Origin of the sequence: Paenibacillus sp. SAFN-117, assembly GCF_051966115.1 — a bacterium.
In the GTDB taxonomy this organism is placed as follows: Bacteria; Bacillota; Bacilli; order Paenibacillales; family NBRC-103111; genus Paenibacillus_L; species Paenibacillus_L residui.
The window spans coordinates 161,586-182,639 of the sequence record NZ_JBQCLK010000001.1 but is presented as its reverse complement, the minus strand read 5'-3'; the positions used below and the strand labels follow the sequence as shown (position 1 = coordinate 182,639).

Below are 21,054 nucleotides of genomic sequence, written 5' to 3'. Positions count from 1 at the left end.
TATAAATATTACGCATACTAATTTCGGGGGTACGGCGGCAGATTTTCAGAAGTCCCGGCTTAGCGAAGGATCGATCCGCCACCGTATTTCCGGGCGTTGGGAGGTCATAAATCGAATGAATGAACAAATGCTGTCAATGGTTATCCAGGCGGCCGAGGATAAAAAAGCGTACGATCCGGTCGTTTTGGATTTGCGCGGAATATCGTTGATCGCCGATTATTTTGTAATTTGCCATGGAAATTCGGAAACCCAGGTCCAGGCGATTGTCACCTCCATCCGCAAAAAAGCGGATGAACAAAAATGGACGGTACGCGGAGTAGAAGGGTTGGATAACGCCCGGTGGGTGCTTATCGATCTGGGGGATATCGTCGTTCATGTGTTCCATAGGGAAGACAGGGAGTATTACAACATTGAGCGGATCTGGTCCGACGCGAAAGTTGTGGAGACCGTATGAATCTGCAGGCGGGAACGGTCGTTAAGCTGCAAGTAGCCAGGGAAGTTTCCCCTTACGGCTTCTTTCTGACAGACGGCAGCCGGGATATCCTTCTACACTACACGGAGAAGGAAGGCAACATCGAACCGGGGCAGATGGTAGAAGTGTTCCTGTATTACGATACCGAGGATCGTCTGGCGGCTACAATGAAGAAGCCGCTCCTCCGGCTTGGAGAGGTCGCCCTGCTCGAAGTGGCCGATGCGCATCCGAGATTCGGGCTGTTTCTGGATATGGGGATCGGCAGACAGCTTCTGCTTCCCTATCGCGAGCTTCCGGAGCTGAAGGAGCTGCGCCCGCAGGTGGGTGATCGGGTGTTTGTAACTATGGCCCACGACCGGCAAGGCCGTCTTATGGCCAAACTGGCCGGGGAGAAGGAGCTGTCGCCGCTGGCTGTCCGGGCACCGGAATCGTGGAAGAATGAATGGATGACGGCAAGGGTTTATAAGCCTTTGCAAATGGGAACCTTCGTCATAGTAGAGGGCGGGGTGCTCGGATTCGGGGTTATCGGGCTTATTCATTCCAAGGAAAGAACCCGTCTGCTTAGAGTGGGAGAATCCGTGGAGGTACGGGTCATTCATGTCCGGGAGGATGGCCGGGTTAATCTGTCCATGCGCCTGCCGAAAGAGCAAAGCCGTACGGAAGACGCTGACGTTATTCTTGCCTATTTGCAAGAGAGGCCTAACGGGGCGATGCCTTATTCGGATCAGACCCCCGCGGATATTATCAGCTCGAAATTCAGCATGAGCAAGGCCGCCTTCAAGAGAGCGCTGGGCAAGCTGATGAAGGACGGGCTTATCGTGCAGCAGGAAAACTGGACCTATTTGAAGGATAAGGCCCCTAAATAGCTCGCCGGTTCAGAAGTTCCGAGTCCAAGGATTACGCAACACTAAGACTTGGGGTTTATGGAGGATTTTGGGCGAGCGGAATACTCCCTATAGAGCATTGAACGATAAAATGGAGTAGTGTATGGTCCGGCTTTGGAAGGAGAGGGGAAGGCCTTGGCTTATGAACAATTCGCATATTATTATGATCGGCTGATGGAGGACATGCCTTACGCGGATTGGCTTCGCTTTGCGAAGCAGTGCTGGGAACGCTACGGCACTCCGGTTACGGTCGTCGATCTCGGATGCGGTACCGGCAATTTGGCTATTCCGTTGGCCCGGCAAGGGTTTCATGTGACCGGGATCGACTTGTCGGAGGACATGCTGGCTATTGCAAGAAGCAAAAGCGAAACACTCTACGGAACGGAAGGCTCTCTTCGCTGGGTCCAACAGGACATGCGGGAATGGGAGCTGCCGGAAGCGGTGGATGCCGTTATTTCTTTCTGTGACTGTTTGAATTATTTGCTTGAACCTGAAAGCCTTGAGGAAGCCTTCCGGCAAACCTGCCAAGGGCTGAATCCGGGAGGTTTGTTCCTGTTTGACGTGCATACCCCTTATCAGCTGCAAAATTATGCGGAGCATCAGCCTTTTGTGCTGGATGAAGAGGATATAGCCTATATCTGGACCTGTCATCTGGACGAAGAGCTTTGTGAGCTGGAGCATGAGCTCTCCATCTTTGTCCGTGAAGAAACGGCAGGCGGTCCGGCCGGACGCCGTTACGTGAGGGTGGACGAAACCCATGTACAAAGGGCTTATCCGCTGGAGCAGATAATGCAATTACTTGGCAAATCCGGCTTTTCCACGGTAGAATGCTATGCTGATTTTACATGGGATAAAGTTACCCCGGAGACGGAGAGAGCCTTTTTTGTTGCCCGTAAATAAGTAGGTGGGGCCTGTCCGCACTCCCGCTCCCTTGACAGAACACATAGTTTTCATTATAATTTCTTCATAATATTGGCTATGAAGAGGAGTAGTAGCATTGCAGAGCGTTTAGCAGAGAGCCGGAGAACAGGTGGAAGCCGGCAGCGCGAACAGCGAACTCGCCTCGGAGCTTGAAGGGTGAAGGTGCAGCGGTTATTGGCAGATGAAAGCCAAGTTATTAACCGGGCAAGCTAGCCCGACCGTCTAATCCCGCGTTAAGGGCTTCGAGTGAACGGAGTGCTGTGACGCTCTGTTAATTAGGGTGGTACCACGGGAACAAACCTCTCGTCCCTAGCGTAATGCTGGCGATGGAGGTTTTTTTTAGTTTCGGGGATCCCCGCGAAAATTGTAAAAATATAAGAAATTATAAGTTTCACCTTATACCTGTTCTTATATTTCATCGGTAAACGCGCCTGTCCAAAGGACGGCGATAGCCGTTTATCCTTGGGGTTAAATAATGCGACCTTTGACCGTTCCGGTCATTTAACCAAGAGTCAGGTGAACAAAGCAGCCAAGAAATCAATCATTTACCGTACTTTTTTTAAAAAAAGCTTGCTGAAAGGGGCGGGCTAAAAGCTTGCCGGGCCGGCAAAATGTTGAAGGAGGATGAATTATGGTTCACGAAACTAAGGGGCACGGGTACAACCCGCTCGCCATTGAACCTAAGTGGCAGAAGTATTGGGACAGCAAGAAAGTGTTTAAAGTATTGGATGATTCGGATAAACCGAAATTTTATGCCTTGGATATGTTCCCTTATCCGTCCGGTGCGGGACTTCATGTCGGACATCCGGAAGGATATACGGCAACGGATATTATCTCCCGCTATAAGAGAATGCGCGGCTACAACGTCCTCCATCCGATGGGATGGGACGCCTTCGGTCTTCCCGCTGAACAGCATGCGTTGGATACCGGCCAGCATCCGCGCGACATAACGTTCAAAAATATTGACAATTTCCGCCGACAGATCAAATCTCTCGGATTCTCATATGACTGGGATCGCGAAATCAGCACGACGGATCCGGATTATTATAAATGGACGCAGTGGATTTTTGTTCAATTATATAAACGAGGACTCGCCTATATGGCCGAGGTTCCCGTTAACTGGTGTCCGGCATTGGGCACGGTTCTGGCCAATGAAGAGGTGATCGACGGAAAGAGTGAGCGCGGCGGTCATCCGGTCATTCGCAAGCCGATGCGTCAATGGATTCTGAAAATTACCGAGTACGCCGACCGGCTGCTCGAAGATTTGGAAGAGCTCGATTGGGCCGAAAGCATCAAAGATATGCAGCGGAACTGGATTGGAAAATCCAAAGGAGCGGAAGTCCGCTTTGCCGTTGATGGCCACTCCGGAGAGGAGATTGTCGTATTCACGACCCGCCCGGACACCTTGTTCGGCTCCACCTACTGTGTCTTGGCACCCGAGCATCCGTTGGTAGAACGGATTACGACGAAGGAACAGATACAGGCCGTTAAGGAATACAAGGAGAAAGCCGAACGCAAAAGCGATCTGGAACGAACGGACCTGGCCAAGGAAAAGACGGGAGTATTTACCGGAGCTTATGCGGTCAATCCGGTCAACGGGGCGAAACTGCCGGTATGGATTGCCGATTATGTGCTTGCCGGTTACGGAACAGGCGCGATTATGGCGGTGCCCGGCCATGACCAACGGGACTACGAATTTGCCAAACAGTATAATCTTCCGATCATCGAAGTGGTGAAGGGCGGCAATTTGGAGGAGGAAGCCTATACCGGAGACGGTGAGCATGTCAATTCCGGGCTGCTGGATGGACTCCGTAATGAAGAAGCCATCGCCGCCATGATCCAATGGCTGGAGGAGAACGGCAAGGGCGCCGGCAAGGTTACCTATCGTCTTCGCGATTGGTTGTTCAGCAGACAACGTTATTGGGGCGAGCCTATTCCCATTCTGCACCTCGAGGACGGCACTATGAAGACCGTTCCGGAAGAGCAGCTGCCGCTGGTCCTGCCGGATGTCGATCATATCACACCTTCCGGGACCGGGGAGTCGCCTCTTGCTGCAGTGGAAGAATGGGTGAATACAGTAGATCCCGAAACCGGAATGAAAGCGCGCCGCGAGACGAATACCATGCCTCAATGGGCGGGAAGCTGCTGGTACTACTTGCGCTTCATCGATCCGCATAATGATAAGGAGCTTTGTTCCTTTGACAAGCAGAAGGAATGGCTGCCCGTCGATTTATATATCGGAGGGGCGGAGCATGCGGTGCTCCATCTTCTCTATGCACGGTTCTGGCATAAAGTGCTCTATGATTTGGGCGTCGTCTCCACCAAGGAACCATTCCAGAAGCTGGTCAATCAAGGGATGATTCTTGGAGGAAATAACGAGAAGATGAGCAAGTCCAGGGGCAATGTTATCAATCCGGATGACATTGTGAGCAAATACGGCGCGGATACGCTGCGTATGTACGAGATGTTCATGGGACCTCTGGAAGCTACCAAGCCGTGGAGCGAAAACGGGGTGGAAGGAACATATCGCTTCCTGAACCGCGTGTGGAGATTGTTCATCCAAGAAGACGGTTCTCTGAATGCGAAAATAACCAAAGAGGATTCCAAGATAGACGATTCATTCCGAAGAACCTGGCACAAGACGATCAAGAAGGTAACGGAAGATTACGAGGCGCTGCGTTTTAATACGGCCATCAGCCAGTTGATGATATTTGTTAACGAGGCTTATAAAGCGGACAGCTTGCCATGGGAAGCCATGGAAAACTTTGTCCAGATGCTCTCTCCAATCGCCCCTCATATTGCGGAAGAATTATGGGAGAAGCTCGGTCATACGGATACTTCGATCACTTATGTCCCATGGCCCGTTTACGATGAGAAATGGACCGTAGAGAATGAAGTGGAGATCGTCGTACAGATCAACGGCAAAATCGTCGACAGGCTTTCCGTTCCGAACAATCTGGATCAACAGGGGATGCAGGAAGCCGCCCTTGGATCGGATAAAGTGAAGGAGGCCATGGCCGGCAAATCGGTGAGAAAAGTCATTGCCGTTCCAGGTAAGCTTGTCAACATCGTTGTCGGTTAACAGGGACCACTAAGGACCGTGCCAACTGTGAATTCATGCCGATGGAGGAAGATATCGGCTTGACTGAACCTTGGCATGGTCTTTTTTTACCACAATAGAATTTATAAGTTATTGCGTCCTGAATTAATTCAAATTCTATTTGGCGATAACATCCTCTAAACGCGGTCGCTCATCCATGAAATACTCCGATAGGAGTTTTTCTCATTCGGCAGGCCGGGACAACAATGAAGCTACTTTAGCTACATCTTCATCATATTTTGCATGGGTAATCCGAAAGAGCTGATTGAACATATCCTTCAGCTCCTTTTCCATCAGACGGAGCCCTTCGGCAGTAATGCCCCCCGGAACACTGACCCGCTGCCGCAGCGTCTCGGGAGTAAACCCGCCTTCGGTCAACAGCTTGCCTGTACCGACAAGCATTTGGGCGGCGAGTGCCGAAGCCTGCTGCTCGTTAATTCCGGTTTCTTCTACGGACGCGCGAATGAAATGCTCGAGAAAATATGCCAGGAAAGCCGGTCCACAGCTTGAAATATCCGAAGAGACGCGGGTGAGCTTCTCTTCAATTTTAATAGGCTGCCCGATATTTGCAAGCAGGGTCAGCAAATCGTCACGACCTGCTGCAGAGACTCTCTCCCCGAACATGCACAGTAACGCTCCGCCCAAGGTGAAATTGGTAATACTTGGTATTACCTTGGCGATTTGGCAGTTCAGAAGCTGCTCCAATTGTCCGAGCATCACCGGGCTTGTTATGGAAACCACGATTTGCGACGGATCGGTAAAGTCCCGAATTTCATCTAAAACCTTCTTGTATTCCATTGGTTTAATGCAGAGAAAGACGATTTCGCTTTCGAGTACAACTTCTTTATTCGAACGCGCGATGCGCAGACCTGGATAACGTTGGGCGAGCTGTTCAGCTTTGGCTGAAGTACGATTGAAAGCGGTAATTTCCTGAGGCAGCAGCGCCTCCGAGCGAAGGAATGCTTCTATCAGCATACTTCCCATACTGCCGGTCCCGATGAATCCCGTATTCATCATGAACCCCTCCTTGACCAGTGATATACGTGCGGCAATGCTTTTATAAGTATATGCGGGTGATGAGGGTTGCATTCCTATAATCTGGTAATCGATTTAAGAGAAGGGACGGGGATTGGGGAAAGGGGGAGAATTTGAGACGGTTTGGGCGGAGAAATCGTAGCCGGGGATTGTCTTTTTGTCCAAGCGTGATATAATAGTGAATAAATGGAAATGTGCGGAAGAACCGCCCTGACGGATCTTGCTTTAAGCAGGATCCCAGGGCGGTTTTTGCATTTTCGCAGCATGTATCCAATCTTGCGAAGGGCTTGTCCCGGCATTCAGCGGGCAAGTCTGATTTACAATACTGGAGGTAGCGATAACTATGGACAGATGGTTCGGAACGAAAGGGATCTGGTTTTTTTCATTGATGCCCGTTGCCTTGCTTGGATTTTTATTGTTTACGAGATTGTATGATGCCGGGGAATGGGAGCCCTTCAGCGCAGTCAATGATGAAGTGAAGTCTTTGCTGGCCTCGGATTGGGCGGGTTCTGCAGATGAAGGCCAGTCGTTGAACTCGGGCGGAGAAGGAGGCAGCCAAGCTCCGAATCCCTCTGCCGCCCCGGATACTACAGGCAAGCCTGCCGGGATGACGAGCGATTCCGATTCGCAGGCGGGCGCCGTTGAAGATTCTAATGGAACCTCAGCTGCTCAAGCTCCGAATGCAGGTAGCCCACCCCCTAATGATGTAAATCCGGGGTCTACGCATCAGCCATCGGCGGTTTCCGCGGACTCGTCCTTGATTGATATCAATACGGCTTCCGTTACGGAGTTAACGGCTTTGCCGGGAATAGGTCCGAGCAAGGCTAACGCTATCGTAACGTACCGCCAGCAGAACCAAGGGTTTAAATCCATTAACGATCTTATGGAAGTGAAAGGGATCGGACAGAAAACCTTCGAGAAGCTGAAAGATCTGATTACGGTGAGCCCTTATCCCGGCGCTTCTGATTGAGCCATTATCCTTCCGCCCGGCCTAACATTTATAAAGAAGGATTTGTAGGGAAATCTCTTTTATTTTTGTATAAATTGTGAGAATATAGGATTAGGCTACTAAAAAGGGAGGAATTCATTGAAATGTCAGAAGAACGTCAATTAGCACTGGAAACTTTGGCGATTCACGCCGGGCAGGAGATCGATCCGACAACACTGTCCAGGGCTGTGCCGCTTTACCAAACGACATCCTACGGTTTCCGCGATACCGATCATGCGGCCGATTTGTTTGCCCTTAAGGAATTCGGCAACATTTATACCCGCCTCATGAATCCGACTACGGACGTGTTCGAGAAGCGTGTGGCCGCTTTGGAGGGCGGAGTGGGCGCTTTGGCGACAGCCTCCGGTCAGGCTGCCATTACATACGCCATTCTTAACATTGCCGGCTCCGGCGATGAAATCGTATCCTCATCCAGTTTGTATGGCGGAACTTATAATCTGTTTTCGACAACGTTATCTAAAATCGGAATTGACGTCAAATTCGTGGATTCTTCCGATCCCGAAAATTTCCGCAAGGCCATCACTCCCAAGACTAAGGCGGTGTTTGCCGAATCGATCGGGAATCCGAAGGGCGACATTCTGGATATAGAAGCCGTTGCCAAAATCGCGCACGAGAACGGGATTCCTCTTATTGTCGACAATACGTTCCCGAGCCCTTACTTGCTGCGTCCGATTGAGCATGGAGCCGATATCGTGGTTCATTCCGCGACCAAGTTCATCGGCGGACACGGAACATCCATCGGAGGCGTTATCGTGGACGGCGGCAAGTTTGATTGGAAAGCGAGCGGCAAATTCCCGGGATTGGTTGAACCGGATCCGAGCTACCACGGTGTAATTTATACGGACGCGGTTGGCCCGATGGCTTATATTATCAAGGCCCGTGTTCAATTGCTGCGTGATATGGGAGCCGCCATTTCTCCATTTAACTCGTTCCTGCTGCTGCAAGGACTGGAGACCCTCCACTTGCGGATGGAGCGTCACAGCAGCAACGCACTTGAAGTTGCCAAATATTTGGAGGCGCATTCGTCTGTTGAATGGGTCAACTATCCCGGGCTGCCAAGCCACCCCTCCTATTCGCTGGCACAGAAATATTTGCCGAAGGGTCAGGGAGCGATTATGACCTTCGGGATCAAGGGAGGACTGGAAGCCGGACGCAAGGTGATCAACCATGTCAAGCTGTTCTCCCATCTGGCGAATGTTGGAGATTCGAAGTCGCTGATTATTCATCCGGCAAGCACAACTCACCAGCAGCTTTCAGAGGAAGAACAGCGTTCGGCCGGTGTAGCTCCCGGCATGATTCGTCTTTCGATCGGTACAGAAGCGATTGCCGATATTCTGCATGATTTGGAACAAGCGATCCAGGCCAGCCAGAAGTAGGAGCAGACGATGAGCACTCGTAAAGATTGGGATACCTACTTCATGGATATTGCTTACATGGCCTCTACTCGATCCCAGTGTCCCCGCCGGCACGTTGGAGCTGTGCTTGTTCAAGGTAAGAAGCTGTTGGGGACGGCTTACAACGGTGCACCGATGGGAGTTCCGGATTGCTCGGAAGCGGGCTGTATGCTCGTTGAGGAGTATGAGATGACTAACGTTGACGGCGAAGAGCGGATGGTCAAGAAGCAAAGATGTATTCGGACGATTCACGCCGAACAGAATTTGCTGCTCTTCACCGATCGGACGGACCGTGAAGGCTCTACGGTTTATGTTACCGATCAGCCCTGCTGGACGTGTTCCAACATGCTCGCGAATAGCGGGATTAAGGAAATTGTCTATCACCGTCCCTATCCTAAGGACGCCGATAAAGTAATGGAATTAATGCAAGCAAGGGGAATTGTATTCCGCACTCTGGAACGTTATGAGCCTCCCGCGGATACCGTTATGAACGTTACAGATTGACGAATCTGTCGGCCTACGATTTAGTTGTGCCGGACCTGCGGATGTTAAGAAGCCGTTCCGAATGAATTCCCATAAAAGTATATAAATGAGGAAGAACCTCTTTATCGCGCTAAGCGAAGAGAGGTTCTTCTTTTTTTGATAATTTTATAAGTTTCGGGGCTCCCCGCAAAGTACTGTATAAACCTTTATCGAAGTAAAGTCATGAAGAGCGACCGCGTTTAGAGGAAGGTTTAGACGCCGACTCCGTTGGAGTGGGGACGGAATACGCTTCGAAGGTCACACGTCACTTTGTGGGGTTATGAAAGGGGGGAGCATTTTGGTGCAGTTGGTATACAGCAGACCGCTGCTTACCGTTGCTTGTCTTTGGGTCATTGGAGGAGCGGCCGCCCTTCAGCTTGAGCATTTAGGCATTCCATTAATAGCCGCCTTGTTGGCGGCAGCGTTAACCGCAAGTTTGTGGCTGCTCAAAATACCGGCGCGCAGACCGCTTTCCCTGATCCTGGTGCTGTTTACTTCCTTCAGTTATATTCAGTGGTATGATGAGCGGAACCATTCTTCCTTAGGAGAAGAATGGGCAGATGCGGAAGTGAATATATCCGGCCAAATTATTTCTCCTGTGACCGTTGACGGTGACCGCGCCTCCTTCACGGTTAAGGTTCGGGAAATATCCGCTTTATCTCCGCTTAATTCGCAGGAGGCTTCGGATACGTTAAGTCCAATGCCGCACCTGCGGGAGAAAATGCAGGTATCGATTCGGCTCGTGAAGCCATCGGAGCAGGCCAAAGCCTCTCAATGGAACAGAGGGAATGAAATCAAGCTGGCCGGAAAGCTGCTTCTGCCGTCAGGAGCAAGAAATTTCGGCGGCTTTGATTACCGCAGTTATATGCGGTTTCAGCATGTTCATTGGCAGATAACGGAGAAGGGAACGGAACGGATAGTTGTAACGGAAAGCAAGCATTGGGACAGGATGACTGTTCTCCGCTGGAACGATCAGTTCCGGGCCCGTCTGGCCGGTGTATTGGACGGGCTGTTTCCGGATAACCAAGCCGGTTATATGAAAGGAATGCTGGTTGGGCTTCGCGAGGATCTGGACCCGGAACAATTCCAGCAATTTTCCCAGCTTGGGCTGACTCATATTTTGGCTATATCAGGACTGCATGTGGCTGTTTTTACGGGCGCAATACTAACGGTTCTTGGCTGGCTCGGACTGACCAGGGAGACGAAGCTGCTGATCGCGATTCTCCTGCTTCCCTTCTATATTGTTGTAACCGGTTCGGCCCCCTCCGTCGTTCGGGCAGGCATTATGGCTATGATGGCGCTATACGCTGCGAGAGCAAACAAACTTAAAGACGGACTCAGCTTGGTCAGTCTGGTCGGACTGCTGATGATCGTTTGGAACCCTTATTATTTGGTCAATGTCAGCTTTCAGCTTTCTTTTCTGGTGACGATCGGGCTTATTGTCGGCGTTCCTCGGTTAAATGCCTTTTTGCCTAACCGCTACCCTGCCTTGAGCGGAGCGCTCTCGGTGACTTTGGTGGCACAAGCGGCTTCCTTCCCGCTCTCGGTTTACTATTTTAACCAATTTTCGCTTTTATCCTGGTTGGCTAATTTTATTGTTGTTCCGGTTGTCAGCCTGGCGGTCATCCCTTTAGGCTTCGTCTCCCTCGTCATCGGTTCTTTGTGGAGCACGGTTGGCCAATGGCCGGCCTGGGTGGTGGTACGAATTAATGACCTGTGCTTTGGACTGGTCGATTGGCTGGACGGCTGGAGGTCGTTTCATCTTATTTGGCCTTCCCCATCTATTTGGTGGATGCTGGCGTATTATGGATTATGGGCTGCGATAATGATCCAGGCCAATCGGGTTCGGCAGAGGAGGAGGGAAGCGAACGGGCCGATGTTAACCGTCGAACCGGGGACCTCCGAAATATCTCATAGGCGCAGACTTTATGCGCTTAGCGCTGTTCTGCTTCTCCTCCTTTTATACGGTTATAGCCCCGATTTTTGGAAGAGGGAAGGGGTCATTCAATTTCTGGATGTTGGCCAGGGGGATTCGATCCTTATTCGTACACCGGAACACAGGCATATCCTGATCGATGGAGGGGGGACGATGCGATTTTCCAAGCCGGGAGAAGAATGGAAGCAAAGATCGCGGCCTTACGAGGTCGGGGAGAGGTTGGTTGTGCCGCTTCTTAAACAAAGAGGAGTTCATCGCCTGGATTGGCTGATCATTTCTCATGCGGATACGGATCATATCGGCGGGCTGCAGGCTGTCATTGAGCAAATCCCCGTGGACCGTCTGTTGTTTAACGGGAGCTTGAAGGATAATGAAGGCACCCGTAAATTATTCCAAACGGCATTGGATAAAAATATTCCCATGTATGCGGCGGAAGCCGGGCAGAACATTCCGCTGGACCGATATTCAGCGCTGTATCTTCTCTATCCTGACCATAAGAAGGATGAGGGGGTAAGTTATTCCGCAGAGCAAAATGAACATTCCGTCGTGTTTATGCTGGACATGTATCAAGCGAGGGTATTGTTTACCGGGGATGTTGAGAAGCTGGGGGAATATGACATTCTGCATTCGCTGAAGGAGATCCGTCTCGGCCCCCATAGCGGAATAGACGGGGCTGCCCTGGAGGAGAGATTGAGGCCTGTCGATGTGCTGAAGGTGGCGCACCACGGCAGCAAAACATCCACTACCGAGCAGTGGCTCGATTATTGGCAGCCTCGCCATGCGGTCATTTCCGCCGGGGTTAATAACCCGTATAGGCACCCTTCCCCGGTAGTGGTGGAGCGACTGGAGAGCCGCGGCGTAAATCTGTTTCGAACCGACCTGCAAGGGGAGGTGCAAATGATCATCCGCAAGCAAGGCTACCGTTTCCGGACGATGCTGCAGTAAACGAATGAGTGCAGATGGGAACGATGATACCCCATTGTTGAAAAGTCAGCAGTGGACAATGAATAAGAGGATGATTTTTAAAATAATTATAGCTTTTTCTAAACTATTATAGATATATTTAATAAAATAGTAAAAATTTCACAATAAATATGGACAAAAAACCAAATACAAGCTATAATTGGAATATAATGGTGATTATTGTTGAATGTTTTTTTATTCTACTTTTAACAATAATTAGCCAAGTAAACTATGAGGAGGAAGGAATATGTGGCTCTTCGCTATACTACATGGGAAAAACTACGTTTGAGAGGCATAATAGAGCGATTTGACATGGAGCCTCTGCGGGCATGAGTACTCGCGAAAGCCGCGAAGGGTAAGGAATTCGCGTTGCTAACCAGCTTATCATGCCCGCCTCTCCATATAAAATCGCTGTCTATTTACCCCACCCAGAGTAGCGAGGAAGCGAATATGTTAATTAAGAGAAAGTCATTGTCCGCCCTCGTTCTTAGTGTTGCACTACTCGTACCTTTGTTAAGCTACCAAGGATCAACAAGAGCAGAAAGCGCAGATCAGTTAGCAGAGTCTGAGGAATTTGAAAAAAACATTTCGTACAGAGCAATATTTGGGTTGAATCAGGAGCCGAATTATGTAAAGGAAGTAATGGAAACAAACAAGATTTCTTTAGGGCATGGCGTAGCATTAACTCCAAACGAAGAGAAGGAATTGAATGAAAGATTTCAGAGGCAACGAGAAAACAAACCCAAAATTCTAAATTATTTAAAGGAAGATAAGTCGTATGCTTGGCTTTATATTGATCAAGCAAATGGTGGAATTATCAATATTGGTTTTAAAGATTCACTATTAAACAAAGAAGAAGAGATACGTAAAGTTACTAATATCTATGGGGACTCATCTAAAATCAAATTTCACGAAGCAAAATATTCAGAAGATGAATTAAGAGATTTAGGTAGTAAAATTTTTGAACAAATGCACAATGAACTTGAGGCTAAAGGCATTCATTTGACTGTTCAAACAGATATTCCCTCACAAAAGGTAGAGGTACTAATTAATCCTTATGATCAATCAATTGTTGATGAATTAAAACAAAAATATTCCGAAGACATGTTAAGTTTTGGAAAATCGCAAGAGTTTAAACTTGATGCATCTAGAACTGACAAAATTCGTCCAATAAATGGAGGCGTCAGAATTTATAACTCTGATATGGACCAGAATTGTACAGCAGGTTTTAGTGCTACAAAAAATGGTCAGTCTTACCTTGTAACAGCTGGGCATTGTCTGAATACAAATGATTATATAACTCAGGGAGGCGAATTTATTGGCCTAGCATCCGGGACGCATCAAGGAGGAAATAATGATTCCGGGATAATTTCAATTCCTTCAAGTATCGCGAGCAAATATGTTTATAAATATCAACCTAATGATACTCTTCTAACATCTGCTCAGCCGAGCAATTCTGATAATGTTGGAGATAGGGTTTGTCTCTCTGGACAAGTTACTGGCTATAGTTGTGGAACAATTACAAACGTCGATGTATGGGATAGCATTGCTGGGAAAGTTTACCAACATGTCAGAAAAGCCAATTATGCTGTTGCGAGTGGGGACAGTGGTGGAACTATTTTTGATGGAAGCGTACTAAAGGGAATTCATTTCGCGAGCTCTGGTAGTTCTGGAAATTATTCGTCTTACTTCAGTCATGTGAGTGCTGTACTGTCTCAATGGAATTTATCATTCTGATTCTATAATGTTAGAACTTGAACTACTTTGAAATAAATTAAATAACAAGCCTATAGACAATAGTTCTAAAAAGAACATTCTATAGGCTTATTACTATTCATTTTGTTATTAGATTAATCATAACATTATCAAAATTTCTAAACAACAAAATTTTACTGAATTTATCCTATTTTAGGAATTGTATCAATGAGATTATTGAATGATTGAGCCAAATAATATATTGCTTTTTATTATTACTTTATCGTAATATCCAAAGAAGAAGTTATTGTTCTCTCTTCATTATCTGCCCTGAAGTTTGCTTTGACGCCAATCTCATAATTTCCAGGACTTAATAACTCGGGAGCTGGGAAGTTTTCCAAAAAGGCCCCGTAGTCTTTTAGCCCGCTTTTATCGTAGTTGAACGCCGAGACTAATCCGGAAGGAAAGCTCTTTTTATATTTTTGATTGGGTGTAATAGCTTCAGTAGTGTTCGAATCCAAGGTTGCCATTTCCCGGTAATTTCCAACTTCATCTTTGATATAGTAGACAATTAGAGGGTTGGCATGTTGAACTTCTATTGTTGTATTTCCCGAATAAGTAAGCTCTGCCCATATATTTATGGCTTCATTACGAGTGTATTCTTTTTTTTGAGAGGCAAGAGATAGAGAGAAAGATCCTTCCTGTTTAATCGAATTTAATTCAGAGAAGCGATTTTGATCTTCGGCATATTTTATGGATATTTGATTCAATTGCCCATCATAGCTTATTGCACCGCCCATGTTTTCTACGATGTACCGAACGGGGACATAAGCATGGCCGTTATAGTTCAATATGGTGTAATCATTACCGAGATCTTTGTCTTGGCCATTAAATTCGATCTTGACCGGAAATAAGAGCGCTTGAACATAATCAGAAGCATAAGCAACTGATGCTCCTAGAGAAACAACCCCAGCACAAGCGATTCCAATCAAAAATTTTTTCATAGAAAGTCCTCCTCGTAATAAAAGGCTCTTCGCTATACTACATGGGAAAAACTACGTTTGAGAGGCATAATAGAGCGATTTGACATGGAGCCTCTGCGGGCATGAGTACTCGCGAAAGCCGCGAAGGGTAAGGAATTCGCGTTGCTAACCAGCTTATCATGCCCGCCTCTCCATATAAAATCGCTGTCTATTTACCCCACCCAGAGTAGCGATGAAGCTAATAAAATTATTTTTTAATTATCAAAATTCTATCTAGGGCAAGCTGAACGGAAATATATTCGAAACGGGCAATATAAGCACAAAGCTTAGTAAAAGGTACTTTTTTTAGTCTCACGACCAACTTATGATATGTTCGATTGACTGAAAAATAAAGGTTCATTTAACCGCAGCGTGGCCCCTGGAATGCTAATTTTCTTCTAAAGATTACTTTAGTAAGGCGGATACATCATAACGCAATCCTTTTCCATATAGCTCTCCTCTACAGCCCGGTTCAGCAAGCCTCATTTATATAGACTCCATTAAACTTAATAATGTTTCGGTGATTTTTTTAATTATCTTTTTTTAACGTAAAAGATCTGCCTTGCTGGAACTATTTTTATAATTGAGGCATAGCTGATATTATTGCAAAGTTACAGTCTAGGGTGGAATTATGATGGCATCTTATTTGTAATAATCTTTTCTGAGAAACAAGTGTCCCTTTGAAGGAAATGTGGGCGCGAAAAATGAAGAAGAAATTTAACAGATGGCTTGATACCACAAATACATTAATATATGGTAAAAATGGCAAAAGTGAAAGGCAAATTGGAGGTAAGGAGTGAGTCAATCAAACGTAACATTCCCTTTATTCAAATCCCCTTGCCGGAATGGTTTGAGCCGGTAGTGCGGACCATTTGGGATAAAATGAAGCGCGATTCCACAGGACATGATTTTTTCCATGCGGTTCGGGTGATGGAACTGGCTGTGGACATGTCGGACGAGCTGGCTGTGGATCGTGAAATGACGATGACCGCAGGATTGCTGCATGATTATTATCGTGAGGAGGAGAAGGAAAGCGGCCTGCTATTCATGCGAAAATCCTGCACGGTTTTGGTTTTAACGGAACCAGATGACCTTAATCGCTCCAAAAGGGCCTTTCGGTCATTTTAACGGAACCAGATGACCTTATTCCCTAGAAATGCTCGCGAAAGTAGGATAATTCTATGAAATAAGCGCGTCTGGTTCCGTTAGTTTAAAAAAACGGCCTATTTTGACGAAATAGGGTCTCCCAGTTCCGTTACATTTTCGCTGTTGGACTTTTCACTAGTACAACATCCTGTTGTAATACCATTCCCACAATGAATCGACAGCCTTGGTTTTCCCGTTAGTTTTCGTTTTTCGCTCAAATAGGGCAAACTAGCTGCATGAAATCCAGTTAGCTATCCTGCTTCCTATCAGAAAGGCATCAGGCGGATGCTCCGGCAATAAAACTTCAACCGCCTAACGCATATAATCAGTTCAATCCATAGAGGACGCATCCAGGTCCTCCGAGAGCAAGGCTTGATTTTTCCGGAACTCCGTGGGGGAGGTTCCCGTCCATTTTTTGAACATCCGGTTGAAGGAAGTGACATTGCGATAGCCGATTTGCTGGCTGATTTCCGTTACGGTTAACGCCGTACTCGCCAGCAGCTCCTTGGCCTTCTGCATCCGGATGCCGTTCATATGATCAATGAAATTGATCCCGGTCTTCTCTTTAATATAAACCGATAGATAGGCGCTGGACATGTTCAGCTTGTCGGCGAGCATATCCAGGGAAATGTCTTCGCTGTACTTCGTGGACAGCCACTCCATAATATAGTCGATAATCGGATCTTGCTGCTCTTTCTTCGATTGGACAATCGAGGCTACCGCAGATATAAATTGGCGGAAATACTCCTTATATTCTTCGAGAGTATGGCAATCCCTCGGCTTGGATAAGAAATGGTCCAAATCCTCCGTCTTGTCGGAATCGAGATGATAGGTATCCAGGATCAGCAATGTCTTGGCCGCGATGCTTTCAGCCAATTGGCTGTACTGATGCACTGCCGCCTGTTTCTTGAACATCGTGTCGAGCATTCGGTTAATGATGGCCAGACAAGCGCTTTCGTTGCCTTCCTGCAGGTGATTGTACAGCTCCTGCTCCTGAGAGGGCGTCAGAACGAACGGTCGGCTCGGCGGCTTCGGTTCGTACAGCAATTGGGTTTCATCCAACAGCTCCGCTTGTCTGACCAAGGTCAGCACCTCTTGATAGGCCTCGTTGAACTGGGAGGTGCGGTCATAAGTGGAGCTGACGGCGATGAACGCGAAGCAGTAGGTTTTGTCCCTGTCGAGAATCTGCTTAAGCAGCTCCAGCATTTCCCTCAGTTCCTCGGGCTTGTGCTTCCCGCTTAACACGGTCAGGATCTGATCCTTCTCGATTTGGAACGTATGAGATCCCGGCAGGCGCTTGGACATCATTAACCGGATATGCTCCTGAATATAGTTGGCCGCTTTGTCCGGCTTCATATCGCTCTCCGCAAAAGATGCAGAACGGAAGACCAATTGATAGAGGACGATCGTAAATTCCTCTTCAGCGGCCATAAATTCCTTCCACTCATTTAAATCCGAATTAATCATTTTCAGCTTGTTGATATAGTTGTAACTCGTCAAGAAGGACTGGTTATGAACGAGTTCATTCTCGATTACTTCCTTCTCCTTGATCAAATCGTGCACCTTTTGATTAATGAATGCGAATTCCTGGATGCTGCTCTGCAGCTTGTCCGGATTCCGTTCCATAATGGACGATATGATTTGTTTGACCGGAGAATTGATCTTTTTGCTCAGGAAGAACGAGACGACCATTCCGATTGCGACCGATACAGCCAGCATCAAAGCCAGCACGAAGTTCAGCTTGCGCACCTGTGCCGCAATGTTCGAATAGGGGACGACGGACAGGAACGTCAGCTTGGTCCCCTCGTCCTGTTCTTTAAAATAATAATATTGGTCCGCCAGCTTGTAATCTGTGATGTCCGCCGCGGACGGCATTGATTCGGGCACCGTGCCGGACGAGCTGTAGATCACGTCCTCTTCTTCGTTCAATATAATGAAATGGGCGTTTTTATGCTCGCCATGGAACGCCTGAAGAAGTTTCTCTACTTCTATTAAAGCGACGATTTGATAATTGCTTCCCGGAATTAATAAAGAAAGCGGAATCATCTCACGGGTGCCGGAATCGTTCGAAGAGTGAATTCGGAATTCCGAAGCGGGATAGATTTTATAATTTTCCTGCCGGTCAAATTGCTGCAGCCAGAACGAATACGGATATCGGCTGCTGGCATAGAAGCTCGAGAAGAGCTCCTCGGCATCGCTGCTGCCTTCTTTCTCAATGGCGTACCCGTTGGAATGAAAGAAGATGATAATATTATCCAAATAATGAAGCGGATTATAGACATCGGACCGCAAGCTTTTCATAATATCGCCCGTGAGCAAATAATTGATCTCCAGTTCATTTTTGGTCAGTAGCTGGCGGTTGAAGGCAGCAAGCTTGTCATTATGATAAAGGTCAAATAAGAGCGTTTTCAAACGGGAGAAGTGAACTCCGTACCGTTCTGCCGCGTTTTGCAGAATCAACTGGTTGTATTGAATAATTTCCTTCTGGATGGTCGTTCTGAAAAAGGTGAAAGAAAGCAAGTTAAAAGAAGACAGCAGAATGATAACGATTAGAAAGCTGAAGAAGATTTTAACAAATAAAGAATTTTTTCTCTGTAACCACAACAACGGAATGGTCCCCCTTCATCGATAACCGAAACATACATTTAATCTGTTTTGCTATTCTTTCGGGTCGCGGTCAGCGCCCGTTTTTTTGTTTTTAAACTTTTTCAGTCCTTCCCGGCTCCCCGCAAGTACTATATTATCCTTTTTCGAAGCAAATCAAGAAGAGCGACGGAGATCAAAGGGTGGTTTACACGCTGCCCTGTTAATGGCCCGGTACTCGTCCAGGGTGAGCATGGAATAAGCTTCGAACGGTATGTGTCATTTGTGGGGTTATTTGCTGTTTTTTCGCGTAAAATGGCGGAGTTTAGCCGTTTTTTATAACCCTGCCTTTCCATTGGAATCTAAAAAAAATCAAGGAATCTAATAAAGTGTAAATTCAATTTTAACCCTGTTTCACTTATGATCGGGCTTATCGGCAGCTCCGCAAAACTACGAAAGCAGGTGAATCGCAATTTGGAACAAGCATCACTACGAATGAACACGACCAACCGTACCAAAAAATCATTCGCTTCACAAGTCCTAAAAAATTTAAGAAGAAACTGGAGCTTATATGTTTTATTTCTGCCCGTCGTCATTTATTTTGCCGTTTTCCAGTATTTCCCGATGTATGGTGTGCAGATTGCTTTCAAGGATTTTATTGCGACTAAAGGAATATGGGGGAGTCCTTGGGTAGGTTTCAAGCATTTTGAGCGTTTCTTTGACAGCTATTATTTCTGGCGGCTGATCAAGAACACCTTGGGAATCGGATTGTACGAGCTGGCAGTCGGTTTTCCCGTGCCGATCCTTCTGGCCTTGATGATTAATGAGGTTCGGTCGAAAACTTATCGGAGGTTCGTGCAAACGGTTACGTATGCTCCGCACTTTCTATCAACCGTCGTCATAGTCGGAATGGTTCTTATTTTCCTGTCTCCGCAAAGCGGGCTCGTTAACCAAATAATTAAAGCGTTCGGCGGAGATCCGATTTCCTTTATGACCCAGCCGGGCTGGTTTAAGACGATTTATGTGTTTTCCGGCGTGTGGCAGCATATGGGCTGGAGCTCGATTATTTATCTGGCCGCATTGTCGGGGATCGATCCGCAATTGCATGAAGCGGCCCGGGTGGACGGCGCCAGCCGGCTGCAGAGAATATGGCACATCAATATTCCGGGAATTATGCCCACCATCGTGATTTTGCTCATTCTGAACATGGGTTCCGTCCTCAGCGTCGGCTTCGAGAAGGTCTTCTTGATGCAGAACGACCTGAATATGCCGGCATCCGACGTTATATCGACGCATGTTTACCGCAGCGGTATTCTCGGAGCGCAGTACAGCTTCTCGGCAGCGGTCGGATTGTTCAATTCCGTTATCAATTTCATAATGCTGATTACAGTCAACTTCATTGCCCGGAAGGTCAATGAGACGAGTCTTTGGTAGGGAGGCAGCCAGATGGTAGAGACAACACAGGACCGGATATTTAACATCATCAATTATTCTCTTCTCATTATTATATCGATCATTGTCCTTTATCCTCTTTTCTTTGTCGTGATCGCTTCTATCAGCAGCCCGGGAGCCGTTATGCGGGGAGAAGTATGGCTATGGCCCAAGGATCTGACCTGGGTAGGCTATAAGCGCGTGTTCGCGAACAAGGAAATCCTGATGGGATATTGGAACACCATTCTCTACACCGTCATTGGAACCGCCATCAATTTGGTGATGACGGTCGCGGCGGCATATCCTTTGTCCCGCAAAGACTTTATGCTGCGCAATACGTTCACGGCCATGATCGTCTTCACGATGTTCTTCAGCGGAGGAATGATTCCTACTTACCTGCTGATCAAAAACCTGGGCATGCTCAACTCCTTCTGGGTTATGGTCATTCCCGGAGCCGTCTCGGTTTGGAACATTCTGATCATGAGAACGTTTTTCCAGAACGGGATTCCTTACGAGATGCAGGAGGCGGCCTCCATTGACGGATGCACAAACATGCAAATTCTGACGCGCATCGTTCTGCCCTTGTCTATGCCGATCATAGCGGTCATGATTCTATTCTACAGCGTCGGACACTGGAATTCGTATTTCACGGCTTTGATCTACTTGACCGATCGCGCCAAATATCCGCTGCAGCTCTTCCTCCGGGAGATTCTGGTACAGGGGCAGATGCAGGAAATGCTCGATATCAGTGCGGATTCGTTATCCAACAGCCTGATGGATGCGGAGGCGATCAAATACGCGATTGTTATTGTGGCCAATCTTCCGATTCTGCTGCTGTATCCTTTCTTGCAGAAGTATTTTGTCAAAGGAGTTATGATTGGGGCCATTAAAGGCTGACCCGGATTGGGCTTTCCGTAAAGTGCCGTATAAATCTTATTCGA

At 47.5% G+C, this 21,054-nt stretch carries 15 protein-coding genes and 1 other annotated feature; of the genes, 12 read left to right on the top strand and 3 right to left on the bottom strand.

The window, feature by feature from the left end; all coding sequences use genetic code 11:
- Nucleotides 1–115 precede the first annotated feature (115 nt).
- The 4 genes from rsfS (at nt 116) to leuS (ending at nt 5,359) form a co-directional block, all read left to right on the top strand.
- A complete protein-coding gene (rsfS, locus tag ACTHRH_RS00785) occupies nt 116–454 on the top strand; it encodes a ribosome silencing factor (RefSeq protein ID WP_144939331.1) in 339 nt (112 codons plus the stop codon).
- The gene (locus ACTHRH_RS00780) at nt 451–1,338 is read left to right on the top strand and encodes a CvfB family protein (RefSeq protein WP_379290519.1); all 888 of its coding nucleotides are present in this window, start codon (nt 451–453) and stop codon (nt 1,336–1,338) included. The genes rsfS and ACTHRH_RS00780 overlap by 4 nt, the downstream gene beginning before the upstream one ends.
- A gap of 192 nt (nt 1,339–1,530) precedes the next feature.
- Entirely contained in the window at nt 1,531–2,256 is a 726-nt protein-coding gene (locus tag ACTHRH_RS00775) for a class I SAM-dependent DNA methyltransferase (protein ID WP_379290572.1), read from the top strand.
- Between the two features lie 69 nt (nt 2,257–2,325).
- Nucleotides 2,326–2,591, top strand: a binding site (T-box leader).
- Between the two features lie 317 nt (nt 2,592–2,908).
- Nucleotides 2,909–5,359 (top strand): leucine--tRNA ligase, encoded by a 2,451-nt coding sequence (gene leuS, locus ACTHRH_RS00770; protein ID WP_440413599.1) that lies wholly within the window; start codon nt 2,909–2,911, stop codon nt 5,357–5,359.
- 201 nt (nt 5,360–5,560) lie between these two features.
- Here leuS and comER read toward each other — a convergent pair whose 3' ends face one another.
- Nucleotides 5,561–6,391: a late competence protein ComER gene (gene comER, locus ACTHRH_RS00765; RefSeq protein ID WP_440413838.1), complete on the bottom strand. Its 831-nt coding sequence runs from the start codon at nt 6,389–6,391 to the stop codon at nt 5,561–5,563.
- Between the two features lie 364 nt (nt 6,392–6,755).
- Here comER and ACTHRH_RS00760 point away from each other — a divergent pair, with 364 nt between their 5' ends.
- From ACTHRH_RS00760 to ACTHRH_RS00740, 5 genes are all read left to right on the top strand, one after another.
- The gene (locus tag ACTHRH_RS00760) at nt 6,756–7,382 is read left to right on the top strand and encodes a ComEA family DNA-binding protein (protein ID WP_440413597.1); all 627 of its coding nucleotides are present in this window, start codon (nt 6,756–6,758) and stop codon (nt 7,380–7,382) included.
- A gap of 122 nt (nt 7,383–7,504) precedes the next feature.
- Nucleotides 7,505–8,797: a homocysteine synthase gene (locus ACTHRH_RS00755; protein ID WP_440413596.1), complete on the top strand. Its 1,293-nt coding sequence runs from the start codon at nt 7,505–7,507 to the stop codon at nt 8,795–8,797.
- Nucleotides 8,798–8,806: 9 nt separating this feature from the next.
- Nucleotides 8,807–9,319, top strand: a complete 513-nt coding sequence (locus ACTHRH_RS00750; RefSeq protein ID WP_150959244.1) for a deoxycytidylate deaminase — start codon at nt 8,807–8,809, stop codon at nt 9,317–9,319.
- A 319-nt stretch (nt 9,320–9,638) separates the two neighbouring features.
- On the top strand, nt 9,639–12,218 hold the full coding sequence (locus ACTHRH_RS00745) for a DNA internalization-related competence protein ComEC/Rec2 (protein ID WP_440413836.1): 2,580 nt from the start codon (nt 9,639–9,641) through the stop codon (nt 12,216–12,218).
- Between the two features lie 468 nt (nt 12,219–12,686).
- Complete coding sequence (locus ACTHRH_RS00740) at nt 12,687–13,973, top strand: S1 family peptidase (RefSeq protein WP_440413593.1); 1,287 nt, start codon at nt 12,687–12,689, stop codon at nt 13,971–13,973.
- A 233-nt stretch (nt 13,974–14,206) separates the two neighbouring features.
- On the opposite strand, the gene ACTHRH_RS00735 is transcribed toward ACTHRH_RS00740, so the two are convergent.
- A complete protein-coding gene (locus tag ACTHRH_RS00735) occupies nt 14,207–14,935 on the bottom strand; it encodes a stalk domain-containing protein (protein ID WP_440413591.1) in 729 nt (242 codons plus the stop codon).
- Between the two features lie 780 nt (nt 14,936–15,715).
- On the opposite strand from ACTHRH_RS00735, the gene ACTHRH_RS00730 reads away from it, so the two are divergent.
- Entirely contained in the window at nt 15,716–16,081 is a 366-nt protein-coding gene (locus ACTHRH_RS00730; protein WP_440413589.1) for an HD domain-containing protein, read from the top strand.
- A 348-nt stretch (nt 16,082–16,429) separates the two neighbouring features.
- Here ACTHRH_RS00730 and ACTHRH_RS00725 read toward each other — a convergent pair whose 3' ends face one another.
- Nucleotides 16,430–18,706, bottom strand: coding sequence for a helix-turn-helix domain-containing protein (locus ACTHRH_RS00725; protein ID WP_144934042.1), 2,277 nt, complete (start codon nt 18,704–18,706; stop codon nt 16,430–16,432).
- Between the two features lie 471 nt (nt 18,707–19,177).
- Between ACTHRH_RS00725 and ACTHRH_RS00720 the strand changes: the two genes are divergently transcribed.
- A complete protein-coding gene (locus ACTHRH_RS00720) occupies nt 19,178–20,116 on the top strand; it encodes an ABC transporter permease (protein ID WP_379290578.1) in 939 nt (312 codons plus the stop codon).
- A 12-nt stretch (nt 20,117–20,128) separates the two neighbouring features.
- On the top strand, nt 20,129–21,010 hold the full coding sequence (locus tag ACTHRH_RS00715) for a carbohydrate ABC transporter permease (protein WP_144934044.1): 882 nt from the start codon (nt 20,129–20,131) through the stop codon (nt 21,008–21,010).
- The last annotated feature ends 44 nt before the right edge of the window (nt 21,011–21,054 follow it).